This is a genomic window from Bradyrhizobium sp. USDA 241 (genome assembly GCF_049739505.1).
Classification (GTDB): Bacteria; Pseudomonadota; Alphaproteobacteria; order Rhizobiales; family Xanthobacteraceae; genus Bradyrhizobium; species Bradyrhizobium liaoningense.
Genome location: NZ_JBMGPZ010000005.1, coordinates 3,703,067 through 3,715,189, shown reverse-complemented (window position 1 = coordinate 3,715,189; position 12,123 = coordinate 3,703,067). Strand labels below are relative to the sequence as shown.

Sequence of the window (12,123 nt, the reverse complement as noted above, 5' to 3'; positions counted from 1 at the left end):
GGCGGGCCGCGCGTACGGCAAAACCGTGTGGTCCTGGCCGTCGTTGCTACGGTCAAGCCCTTGCGGAGGCGGCAGTCGCGTCAACCGGCGCGGCGCCGGTGAATTCCGCGGGAGTGAGGGAGGCCAGAACGAACTCGGCTCCCGGGAGAGCACGGCATAAGCCGTCCGACCATCGCGCAGGGAAGGCCGAGTGATCGGCACCACCTGTATGGCTGCTGTGCGGTCTCTTTGCGCTACATTTTCGCGCAGCGGACCGCGGGTGCGAGGTCAGCACCCGGTCTTCCCTGCGCCCTCTTGGCTCGAGAGGGTGAGCGACGAAGCAAAGCTCGGGCGAATTCGGCCGCGAGGATGCGAGGGCGTGTCTGCGCTTCAAGATGCGTGTTGAGCTGCGATGCCGCCCCTTGCTCCGTCATTGGGAGCGCAGCGACTTGTCCGCCGAAGCCTTCGGCGAAGACGGAAGCAAACCAGAATCTTTCCACAGCGACAGTTGGATTGCTTCGTCGCAAGAACTCCGCGCAATGACGAGGAGGAGAGAGCGTGCGCCAAACTCCATTCTCGTGCCCCGGACGCAGCGCAGCGTCCCTTCGACGGTGCGCTGCAGAGCCGGGGCCTATGCTGTTGTGTCGCATACCGTGTGGCCGCGGCAGATTGGCAGCGACCCGCCTGCGCGATGAACTCCTCAATGAGACGCTGTTCACTTCGCTCGCACAGGCGCGAGCCGTGCTGGCGGCCTGGAAAGACGACTACAACAACGCCCGGCCGCACAGCGCCCTGGGCAACCTCACGCCGACCGAATACGCCAAACGCAACGCTCTTGGGCCGCAACGGGACGGGACGCTGCGCTATGCCGAGGGCTCCGCGCCCCGCCCCGTTGCTTCACCGAGCCCCTTGGGCTCATATTCAACCGGGACTCTTTCCATTGCTGGATGAAGCGAGGGGCTCAGACCAGCCAATGCCCAAGCCGACTCAGCCGCCAGGTGCGTTGTTCTCGCTGGCGGAAATGGGCTCACTGCGTCCGTCGCAAAATCTGAAGTTGTCAGATGGCTCCTCGGCGGAGGTATCAAAGTAGCCTTAGCCGTGTCTTCCACGCCACGATTGTTGTGCCTGCGCAACACTCATGCCGGATTTAACCTTCATCAGCGACGGTTCGCATCGTCGCCGCTTTTTGGCCACACCCGAACATGAATAAAATCACTCTAATGTTTTAAGGCAGTGGCGGTCTTCGAAGGCGACGAGAAAGTCCCAAGGTCGATTCAAATCTTGGCTCTGATTTTTCGGGTCTGAAAGGGTTGGCCGGGGAAGCTGGTTGCGATGGTCGCGAAGATTGACAAGCAGAGGCTGCCGAGCCGTCACGTGACGGAAGGCCCTGCGCGTGCGCCCCATCGGTCCTACTTCTACGCCATGGGGCTGACCACCGATCAGATCCACCAGCCTTTCGTCGGCGTCGCCTCCTGCTGGAACGAGGCTGCTCCCTGCAACATCGCGCTGATGCGCCAGGCCCAGGCGGTGAAGAAGGGCGTGGCGTCGGCCGGCGGCACGCCGCGCGAATTCTGCACCATCACCGTCACCGATGGCATCGCCATGGGCCATGACGGCATGCGCTCCTCGCTGCCGTCGCGGGAATGCATCGCCGACTCGGTTGAACTGACGGTGCGCGGTCACGCCTATGACGCGCTGGTCGGCCTTGCCGGCTGCGACAAGTCGCTGCCGGGCATGATGATGGCGATGGTCCGCCTCAACGTGCCCTCGATCTTCATCTATGGCGGCTCGATCCTGCCCGGCAATTTCCGCGGGCAGCAGGTCACCGTGCAGGACATGTTCGAGGCGGTCGGCAAGCACTCGGTCGGCGCCATGTCGGACGAGGACCTCGACGAGATCGAGCGTGTGGCCTGCCCGTCGGCAGGCGCTTGCGGCGCGCAGTTTACCGCCAACACCATGGCGACCGTCTCGGAGGCGATCGGCCTCGCTTTGCCGTACTCGGCCGGTGCTCCGGCACCCTACGAAATTCGCGACGCGTTCTGCATGACCGCGGGCGAGAAGGTGATGGACCTGATCGCCCAGAACATCCGGCCGCGCGACATCGTCACCCGCAAGGCGCTGGAGAATGCGGCTGCCGTGGTTGCGGCCTCCGGCGGCTCGACCAATGCTGCGCTGCACCTGCCGGCGATCGCGCACGAGGTCGGCATCAAGTTCGACCTGTTCGACGTCGCTGAAATCTTCAAAAAGACACCTTATGTCGCGGATTTGAAGCCAGGCGGCCGTTATGTCGCCAAAGACATGTTTGAAGTAGGTGGCATACCGCTTCTGATGAAGACGCTGCTCGACAATGGCTTCCTGCACGGTGATTGCCTTACCGTCACGGGCCGCACGATCGCCGAAAACCTCAAGAGCGTGAAATGGAATCCGCACCAGGACGTGGTGCACCCGGCAGACAAGCCCATCACCGTGACAGGCGGTGTGGTCGGTCTGAAGGGCAATTTGGCGCCAGAAGGTGCGATCGTGAAAGTCGCGGGAATGTCCAACCTCAGGTTTACCGGTCCGGCCAGGTGCTTCGACCGTGAGGAGGATGCGTTCGAGGCGGTCCAGAACCGCACCTACCGCGAAGGCGAAGTCATCGTGATCCGCTACGAGGGGCCGAAGGGCGGCCCCGGCATGCGGGAAATGCTCCAGACCACAGCGGCGCTGACCGGCCAGGGCATGGGCGGCAAGATCGCGCTCATCACCGACGGCCGCTTCTCCGGCGCCACCCGCGGCTTCTGCATCGGCCATGTCGGGCCGGAGGCGGCGGTCGGCGGCCCGATCGGGCTTCTTGAGGACGGCGACATCATCGAGATCGACGCGGTCGCCGGTACCCTTAACGTAAAATTGAGCGACGCCGAACTCGCCCAGCGCAAAACCAAATGGAGCGCGCGCGCGACTAACCGTACGTCGGGTGTGCTCTGGAAATATGCTCAGCAGGTCGGACCGGCGGTCGGTGGGGCGGTAACCCATCCAGGCGGCGCGCACGAGAAACAGTGTTATGCGGACATCTAGGCGTGCCATAGTTGCGTTTGTGTTGGGGGCGGCTGCGCTGGCCGCGCCGGCGCTCGCCTTCGACGGCGCGCCGGTCAACCCCAAGGACGCGGCCATTCCGGTCGTAACCACCTTGCCCGGCGCCGCAGGCGCGGTGCGCACCAAGGTTCCGCCGGCAGTCGCACCCCAGGAAACCTCGCTCAGCGCGCTGCAATATGCCGCCGAGGGTGGCCACCCCATCGCGCAGTGGAAGCTCGGCCGCATGTACGCCAACGGCGACGGTGTCGCCCAGGACGATTTGCGTGCGTTCGAATATTTCAGCCGGATCGCCAACGCGCATGCCGAGGACAGCCCGTCGGCGCCGCAGGCGCAGATCGTGGCCAACGCCTTCGTCGCGCTCGGCCGCTATTATCTGAGCGGCATCCCGAACTCGAAGATCAAGTCGGACCCGGAGCGGGCGCGGGAGATGTTCTCCTATGCGGCCTCCTATTTCGGCAATGCCGACGCGCAATACGATCTCGCGCGGCTGTACCTGAAGACGCCGGACGCCTCGCGCGAGGATTTCCGCTATGGCGCGCGCTGGCTCGGCCTCGCCGCGCAGAAGGGCCAGCACCAGGCGCAGGCGCTGCTCGGCCAGATGCTGTTCAACGGCGACCGCCTGCCGCGCCAGGCCGCGCGCGGCTTGATGTGGCTGACCCTGGCGCGCGACAGCGCCGGCGCCGAGGAGACCTGGATCAAGGAAAGCTACAACCGCGCCTTCGCCAAGGCCTCCGACGACGACCGCGCCATGTGCCTGCAAATGCTGGAGCAGTGGGTGCAGGGCCGCCGGGACTAGGTGAGGTCCCGGGAGCTATGGCGGAATCTGGGTGATGACGGTGTGAGGAAGGCGGCGTATCGAGGCGGGTGACGAGCCTGCCAGAACCTCTCGAGGAGAGCGATACGCCATGACCGAGACTACCAATGTTCTTGCTTTCCGTCAGCCGTCCGCGGTTGATGATCCACTGACCGATATCGTTCGTGCCGGCGCGCGGGACCTGCTTGCCAGGGCGATCGAGATCGAGGTTGGCGCGTTTCTGGCCAGCACGGCCAATCTGACGCTGCCCGACGGTCGAGCGCGCCTGGTCCGACATGGGCACGGTCCGGTGCGCGAGATTGCGACCGGCATCGGTCCGGTGGAGGTCGCTCGTCCCAAGGTCCGCGACCGCGGAGCGAGCGGGCCAGGCGACCGCCTCCGCTTCAGTTCGGCAATCCTGCCGCTATGGGCGCGGCGGACGAAGAGCCTGGATGCCTTGATCCCGGTCCTCTATTTGCGCGGCATCTCGACCGGCGACTTCCAGGAGGCGCTCTCGGCGCTGCTCGGCAAGGATGCGCCGAACCTGTCGCCTTCGGTGATCGCCGGCCTGAAGGCCGATTGGCAGGTCGAGTACGAACGCTGGCAGAGACGCGATCTGTCGGCGCGTCGCTATGTCTACATCTGGGCCGATGGCGTGTACCTGCAGGCCCGCATGGAAGATCACAGCGAATGCATGCTGGTGCTGATTGGCACCACGCCGGAAGGCAAGAAGGAGCTGATCGGCTTCCAGGTCGGCGTGCGCGAGAGCGCGCAGAGCTGGCGCGAACTCCTGATCGACCTGCGGCAACGCGGGTTACGGATTGCCCCGCAACTCGCCATCGGCGACGGCGCCCTCGGCTTCTGGAAGGCACTGGACGAGGCCTTTCCCGGCACGCGGCACCAACGATGCTGGTGCCATAAAGTGAGCAACGTACTCGACAAGGTCGCCAAATCCGTGCAGGGCCCCATGAAGAACGACCTGCGGAACATCTATCTGGCCCCACACCGGGCCGAAGCTGAAACCGCGATCGACGTCTTCGTCGAGAAATACCACGTCAAATACGGACGTGCGGTGGAGTGCCTGATCAAGGATCGCCATGCGCTGCTCGCCTTCTTCGACTTCCCTGCTGAGCACTGGATCCACCTACGCAGCTCGAACCCGATCGAGAGCGTCTTCGCCACGGTGCGCCACCGAACGGTGCGGACCAAGGGATCGCTGTCGCAACAAACTGCGAAGCTGATGGTGTTCAAGCTCATCGACGCCGCATCGAAGACCTGGCGGCGATTGAAGAGCACGAACCAGTTGCCGAAAGTCATCGCCGGTGTAAAGTTCATCGCCGGAATCGAAGTCATTCCGAACACTGAAAGCCACGCCGCCTGATCAGGCCGCGTCACCCAAAATCAGCCATAGCTCAGGTCCCGGTAGGGTGGGCAAAGGCGCCTTGGCGCCGTGCCCACCGCCCGATCGGCGCTCACGCCGCGTCGAGATCCAGATCCGCCCACACCGGGACGTGGTCCGACGGCTTTTCCCAGCCGCGCACATAGCTGTCGATGCCGACATTGGCGAGCCGGTCGCTGGCCTGCGGCGACAGCAGCAGGTGGTCGATGCGCAGGCCCTGGTTCTTCTGCCAGGCCCCGGCCTGGTAGTCCCAGAAGGTGTAGAGCCCGGGCTCATCGGTGACGGCACGCAAGGCGTCGGTCAGGCCGAGGCCGAGCAGGGACTGGAAGCTCTCGCGCGTCTCCGTCTTGAACAGGGCGTCCTCGGTCCAGGCGGCCGGATTGTGCACGTCGCGGGCATGCGGGATGACGTTGAAGTCGCCCGCAAGGATCAGCGGCTCCTCAGCCTTGAGGCGCTCCTTCGAATATTCAAGAAGCCGGGACATCCATTTGAGCTTGTAGGGATATTTGTCGCTCCCGACCGGGTTGCCATTGGGCAGATAAAGGCAGGCGATGCGCAGCACCCCGCGCTTGAGCGTGACCACGCCCTCAAGGAAGCGGGCATGCGTATCCTCGTCGTCGCCGGCAAGCCCCGACTTGGTCTCGTCGAATCGCAGCTTCGAGAGCAGGGCGACGCCGTTGAACGTCTTCTGCCCATGGGTGACGACGTTGTAGCCCAGCGCCTCGATCTCCAGCCGCGGAAAGGCCTCGTCGACGCATTTGATCTCCTGGAGGCAGACGATGTCGGGCTGGCACTCCTTCAGCCAGGTCAGCAGGAGATCGATCCGCTGCCGGACCGAGTTCACGTTCCAGGTGGCTACTCTGATGGACATAGGGAGGGGCTCCGGGCGGGGCCATGGTTAGAACAAACTGCAAACGCGCCCGTCAAGGACGCCGCAAAATCTCCCACAAAATTAACCCGGTCTAAGCAGGCGGCGAGCCATTGATGATCGAAAGGTTCCGCGGATGGGTTGGCCGGACGAGTCGATGAAGCGAACTGAGCCGCGCGACGGCCTGATCGGCGCATTCCTGTATTGGCTTGGCGGCTTCGAGATCGAGGACGGCCTGACGGCCGATCTCAGCGAGCGCGAGATCCGCCGCATCCGCGCCAAGCAGATCGACGCCGTGACGCGGCTGATGCCGGTGACGATGGCGGTGACGATGCTGAACGTCGCCATCGTGCTGATCCTGTTCTGGGGCAGGGGCTGGAACGACTTCCTCGCGATCTGGGGCCTGACGCTCGCCGTCACCGCCTCGCTCGCGGTGCGCTCCTGGCAACGGTCGCATCAGAACCCGCCGCAAGAGGCTTCGCCCCGCGTCGCGCGCCAGATGCTGCGGCAGGCATTCTTCCTTGCCGCGATCTGGGGAACGCTGCCGCTCGCGCTATTCAGCCGTATCGAGCCGACCAGTCAGCTCATCCTGGCCTGCCTGATGGTCGGCATGATGTCGGGCGGCGCCTTCACGCTCTCGACCTTCCCGCGCGCGGGCCTCGTCTATCTCGCCACCATGACCGTCGCCTGCGCCGGCGCGCTGCTGCTGTGCGGCACCGGGCCCTATCTCGTGACCTCGGTGTTCCTGCTGCTGTTCGCATTCTTCATGGCGCGCAACATCGTCTCGCAGGGCAATCTGTTCCTCGGCAATCTCAAGGCCCAGCTCGAACTCGAGCGCCAGACCGAGATCATCTCGCTGCTGCTGAAGGACTTTCAGGAGAACGCCAGCGACTGGCTGTGGCAGACCGACGCCGACGGGCATCTGATCGACGTGCCCCAACGCTTCGCGGACGTCGCGCAGCTGCCGCTTCCGCTGTTGAAGGGATCCTATTTCGCCGACGTGCTCGACATGCTCTGCCCGGACGACAAGAGCGCAGCCTACAACGTTGTCGGCCTGATGGAGCAGAACGAGCCCTTGCACGAGATGAACCTCAAGGTCGTTGCCGGCGGCGAGGCGCGGCTGTGGTCGCTGACGGCGAAGCCCGCCTATGACCGCGAGGGACATTTCCTCGGCTATCGCGGCTTCGGGCGCGACGTGACCGAGCGCTGGCGCGCGGAAAAGGCCGAGGCCGAGAGCCGCGCCAAGTCGGACTTCCTCGCGGTGATGAGCCACGAGATCCGCACGCCGATGAACGGCGTGCTCGGGCTCGCCAGCATGCTGCTCGAAACCAAGCTGGATCTGGAGCAGCGCGAAGCCGTCACCACGATCCGCGACTCCGGCGACAATCTGCAGCGCATCCTCAACGACATTCTCGACTTGTCCAAGCTCGAGGCGGGGCGCTTCACCTTCGAGGTGATCGACTTCGCCCCGCAGGCGCTGGTCGAGGCTGTCGCGACCGTCATTCGCGCGAGCGCCAAGAACAGGGGGCTGACGGTCAAGGTCGAACTCGATCCGAACCTGCCGCCGACCCTGCGCGGCGACGTCGCACGCATCCGCCAGGTGCTGCTCAACCTCGCGTCCAATGCGGTGATGTTCACCGACCAAGGCGAGGTGACGATTTCGGTCACCTGCCAGGCGCGACGCGATCTGCTGGCGACCGTCGAATGGACGGTGACCGACAGCGGCATCGGCATCGCCCCCGAAAAGCTCGGCCAGCTCTTCAGCGATTTCGCGCAAGCCGATGCCTCGATCAGCCGTCGCTTCGGCGGCACCGGCCTCGGCCTTGCGATCTCGCGGCGCATCATCGAGCAGATGGGCGGCACCATCGGAGTCACCTCGACGCCGGGCGAAGGCTCGACCTTCCGTTTCACGCTGGTGCTGCCCTGGAGCCAGGCGCAGACGCCCGATCAGGCAGAGGGCCGCGACGCGGCCGACGATCTCAAAGCCCGCATTGCCGGCCTCGACCGGCCGCTGAAGGTGCTGGTCGCGGAGGACGATGCCGTCAACCGCATGGTCGTGAGCAAGATGCTGGGGTCCTTCGACGTCGAGCTGCGCGTCGTCTCCGACGGTGCCGAGGCCGTCGCGGCGGCATCCGAGGGCAATTACGACATCGTGCTGATGGACGTGCGCATGCCCGACATGGACGGGCTTGCCGCCACCCGCGCGATCCGCGCGCAAGGCGGGCGCTTCAAAGCCTTGCCGATCATCGCACTCACCGCCAATGCCTTCCCCGAGGACATCAAGATTTGCCGTGAGGCGGGCATGTCGGACTTCCTCGCCAAGCCGCTGCGCAAGCCGGCGCTGATCGCGGCACTCCTGCGCGCGCTGGACGGCCACGTCATGTCGGAGGATGCACCGCTCCAGCCGGGCCTGATGCCGGTCGAGGTGGAGTGGACGGAGGAGGAAAGGCAGATAACGGGCGCGTAGCGGGTCAGACCGAGAAGCTGGTCCCGCAGCCGCAGGACGCTGTGGCATTGGGATTGTTGACGCGGAACGAGGCGCCGATCAGATCGTCGACGAAATCGACCTGCGATCCCGCCAGGAACGGCTGGGAGGCGGAATCGACCAGCACCACCGCATTGTCCTGCTCGATCACGAGATCGTCGTCGGTGCGGGCACGGTCGATGTCGAACTTGTACTGGAAGCCGGAGCAGCCGCCGCCCTCGACGGAGATGCGCAGCATCGCGCCGGAACCTTCGCCCTTGAGGATCTCCCCAATCCGGCGTGCGGCCCGGTCGCTGATGGTCACGGCAGTCGTCATCGTTCGTCTCCGATAGTCCCGCAGTCATACCCAATTCATTTGGTATCCCGCGCCCGACATAGTTAAGTGCCACCATACGCAGAATCAAATGGATAGGGACTAAATTCGCCGTGTCCGTCGGAATGGCAGCCCCCCGCGCGCCCTATGCCTGCGATCCCGATCGCAGCCGTGGCCGGCTGGTTGCCGAACCCCCGAGCCGGACCCGCAGCCCGTTCCGGCGGGATTGCGACCGGGTCATCCATTCCACCGCCTTCCGCCGGTTGAAATACAAGACCCAGGTGTTCGTGTTCCACGAGGGCGACCATTACCGCACCCGGCTGACCCATTCGCTGGAGGTGGCGCAGATCGCCCGCGCGCTGGCCCGGCAGCTCGGGCTGGACGAGGACCTCACTGAAACGCTCGCGCTCGCCCACGATCTCGGTCATCCGCCGTTCGGCCATGCCGGCGAACGGGCCCTGGACGCCTGCCTGAAGGAATTCGGCGGCTTCGACCACAACGCCCAGACGCTCCGCGTCGTCGCTTCGCTCGAGCACCGCTATCCTGAGTTCGATGGGCTCAACCTGACCTGGGAATCGCTGGAGGGCATCGTCAAGCACAACGGTCCGCTGACCGACCGCAGCGGCGCCCCGGTCGGGCGCTATCGCGAGCACGGCATTCCCGTCGGGATCGCCGACTACATCAGGACCTACGACCTCGAACTGTGGAGCTTCGCCTCGCTGGAGGCGCAGGTCGCCGCCATCGCCGACGACATCGCCTATGACGCGCACGACATCGACGACGGCCTGCGCGCCGGCCTGTTTCACCTCGACGATCTCAAGGTGATGCCGCTGACCGCGGAGATCATCGCCGGGATCGCTGCGCATTATCCCGACCTTGAAGACGTCCGGCGCGGCGCCGAACTGGTGCGCGAGCTGATCTCGCACCTGATCGGGGCGGTGTTTGCGGAGGCACAGAAGAACCTCGCCGCCACCAAGCCGCAATCGGCTCAGGAGGTGCGCCAGCAGAGCCGGGCGCTGATCGCGTTCCCCACCGAGGTCGCGGACGAAGAGGCCGCCATCAAGACCTTCCTGTACCAGCACATGTACCGCCACAAGCGGGTGATGCGGGTGATGGGCGAGGCGGAGCGGATCCTGTTCGACCTGTTCGCAAAATACCTGAAATCCCCCGGCGAGCTGCCGCCGGAATGGCTGCTGGGGGCGGAGGCGGACGACGAGGGCGACCGCGCCCGGCGGATCGGCAATTTCATAGCCGGAATGACGGATCGCTTCGCACTGACCGAGCACCAGCGGCTCTTTGACTCGACCCCGGATTTGCGTTAGGCGGCGGCCATGCCCCAGACACCCTCATCCCTGCATCTGTTCGCCGACGTGCTCGCGCGTGTGCACGCCGCCTGCCGCGCGCTTGCGGCGGACGCCAGCTGGCCGGAGGGCATCGATTTCTCACGCGTGGTGGTCGAGCCGCCGCGCGATGCCTCCCACGGCGACATGGCGACCAACGCTGCCATGGTGCTTGCGAAAGAGGCAAAGGCAAAGCCGCGCGACCTCGCCGAACAGATCGCCGAGCGGCTCCGTGCGGACGCGCTGATCGCCAAGGTTGATGTCGCCGGTCCCGGCTTCATCAACCTGACGCTGAAGCCGGCCGCCTGGGCCGAAGCCCTGCGGACAGTGCTGCGCGAGGGCGCCGATTACGGCCGCGTCCGGGGCGGCTCAAAGGTCAATGTCGAATACGTCTCGGCCAATCCGACCGGACCGATGCATGTCGGCCATTGCCGCGGTGCCGTGTTCGGTGACGCATTGGCGAGCCTGCTCCAGTTCGCCGGCCACGACGTCACGCGCGAGTACTACATTAACGATGCCGGCGCTCAGGTCGACGTGCTCGCACGCTCCGCGTTCCTGAGGTATCGCGAAGCGCTCGGCGAGGATATCGGTGCCATTCCCGAAGGACTCTATCCCGGCGACTACCTCAAGCCGGTCGGCGAGGCGCTGGCGAAGGAGCACGGCGACAGGCTTCTCTCGATGAGCGAGGCAGGGTGGCTGCCGACCGTGCGTGCCAAGGCGATCGCGATGATGATGGACGAGATCAAGGACGATCTCGCCGCCCTCAACATCCGTCACGACGTGTTCTTCTCCGAGCGCTCGCTGCTCGAGGCGGGCAACAACAAGGTCGCCGAGACCATCGATTTCCTGCGTGCCAAGGGTGACATCTACGAAGGTCGCCTGCCGCCGCCGAAGGGCGCCCCGGTCGAGGATTGGGAGGATCGCGAGCAGCTGCTGTTCAAGGCGACCGCCTACGGCGACGACGTCGATCGTCCCCTGATCAAGTCGGACAATTCCTACACCTACTTTGCCTCCGACATCGCCTACCACAAGAACAAGTTCGACCGCGGCTTCGCCGAAATGATCGACGTCTGGGGCGCCGACCATGGCGGCTACATCAAGCGCATGCAGGCGGCGGTAAAGGCGACCACCTCCGGAAAGGGTGCGCTCGACGTCAAGATCGTTCAGCTCGTGAAGCTCTTGCGCAACGGCGAGCCGGTCAAAATGTCGAAGCGGAGCGGGGACTTCGTCACCTTGCGTGAGGTGGTGGATGAGGTCGGTCAGGACGCCGTCCGCTTCATGATGCTCTACCGGAAGAACGACGCGGTGCTCGACTTCGACCTCGCCAAGGTCATGGAACAGTCGCGCGACAATCCGGTGTTCTATGTCCAGTACGGTCACGCCCGCGGCCACTCGATCTTCCGCAACGCGCGCGCCGAGGTGTTCCCGGAGCTGCCCGAGGATACCGGCAAACGGATCGCCTGGCTCAGTGAGTCGGCCGTGGAGCGGCTGTCGGACCCGGTCGAACTCGATCTTCTCAAGCGCCTCGCAATTTATCCGCGCATGCTCGAGGCCGCCGCCGCGGCCCACGAGCCGCACCGAATTGCCTTTTATCTCTATGAGTTAGCGAGCGAATTTCACGCACTTTGGACGAAGGGGCGGGATTTGCCCTATTTACGCTTCATTATCAATAATGATGCAGATCTTACAAAGGCGCGACTGGCCATGGTCCAGGGCGTCGTCTCGGTCCTGGCATCGGGCCTCGCCATCCTCGGCGTCCATGCCCCGGACGAGATGCGGTAGTTTGGGGCGAACTACTTAAGGGGAATTCGGGGGTAACCGGCAGAAGCCGGATCGCTTAGACTTGGTTGAAAGCCTTGTGGGTCGAAGGCCGC

The 12,123-nt window shown here is 64.8% G+C and carries 8 protein-coding genes and 1 pseudogene; 7 read left to right on the top strand and 2 right to left on the bottom strand.

Going from position 1 to position 12,123, the window contains the following annotated elements; genetic code table 11:
• Positions 1–660: 660 nt before the first annotated feature.
• The 4 genes and pseudogenes from ABIF91_RS39870 to ABIF91_RS39855 form a co-directional block, all read left to right on the top strand.
• A pseudogene (locus tag ABIF91_RS39870) lies at positions 661–930 on the top strand (integrase core domain-containing protein); the annotation flags it as partial.
• A gap of 381 nt (positions 931–1,311) precedes the next feature.
• A complete protein-coding gene (ilvD, locus tag ABIF91_RS39865; protein WP_424579740.1) occupies positions 1,312–3,033 on the top strand; it encodes a dihydroxy-acid dehydratase in 1,722 nt (573 codons plus the stop codon).
• Entirely contained in the window at positions 3,020–3,847 is an 828-nt protein-coding gene (locus tag ABIF91_RS39860; RefSeq protein WP_028182307.1) for a tetratricopeptide repeat protein, read from the top strand. The genes ilvD and ABIF91_RS39860 overlap by 14 nt, the downstream gene beginning before the upstream one ends.
• Positions 3,848–3,956: 109 nt before the next feature.
• Positions 3,957–5,225, top strand: coding sequence for an IS256 family transposase (locus ABIF91_RS39855; protein WP_424579237.1), 1,269 nt, complete (start codon positions 3,957–3,959; stop codon positions 5,223–5,225).
• 91 nt (positions 5,226–5,316) lie between these two features.
• Here ABIF91_RS39855 and xth read toward each other — a convergent pair whose 3' ends face one another.
• On the bottom strand, positions 5,317–6,114 hold the full coding sequence (xth, locus tag ABIF91_RS39850; protein ID WP_035679920.1) for an exodeoxyribonuclease III: 798 nt from the start codon (positions 6,112–6,114) through the stop codon (positions 5,317–5,319).
• A 133-nt stretch (positions 6,115–6,247) separates the two neighbouring features.
• On the opposite strand from xth, the gene ABIF91_RS39845 reads away from it, so the two are divergent.
• On the top strand, positions 6,248–8,578 hold the full coding sequence (locus ABIF91_RS39845; protein ID WP_424579739.1) for an ATP-binding protein: 2,331 nt from the start codon (positions 6,248–6,250) through the stop codon (positions 8,576–8,578).
• A 4-nt stretch (positions 8,579–8,582) separates the two neighbouring features.
• Here ABIF91_RS39845 and erpA read toward each other — a convergent pair whose 3' ends face one another.
• Positions 8,583–8,912, bottom strand: a complete 330-nt coding sequence (gene erpA, locus ABIF91_RS39840; protein ID WP_024342679.1) for an iron-sulfur cluster insertion protein ErpA — start codon at positions 8,910–8,912, stop codon at positions 8,583–8,585.
• A gap of 122 nt (positions 8,913–9,034) precedes the next feature.
• Here erpA and ABIF91_RS39835 point away from each other — a divergent pair, with 122 nt between their 5' ends.
• Both ABIF91_RS39835 and argS read left to right on the top strand, forming a co-directional pair.
• Complete coding sequence (locus ABIF91_RS39835) at positions 9,035–10,231, top strand: deoxyguanosinetriphosphate triphosphohydrolase (protein ID WP_035676066.1); 1,197 nt, start codon at positions 9,035–9,037, stop codon at positions 10,229–10,231.
• A 9-nt stretch (positions 10,232–10,240) separates the two neighbouring features.
• Positions 10,241–12,031, top strand: coding sequence for an arginine--tRNA ligase (gene argS, locus ABIF91_RS39830; RefSeq protein WP_028179488.1), 1,791 nt, complete (start codon positions 10,241–10,243; stop codon positions 12,029–12,031).
• Positions 12,032–12,123: the final 92 nt, after the last annotated feature.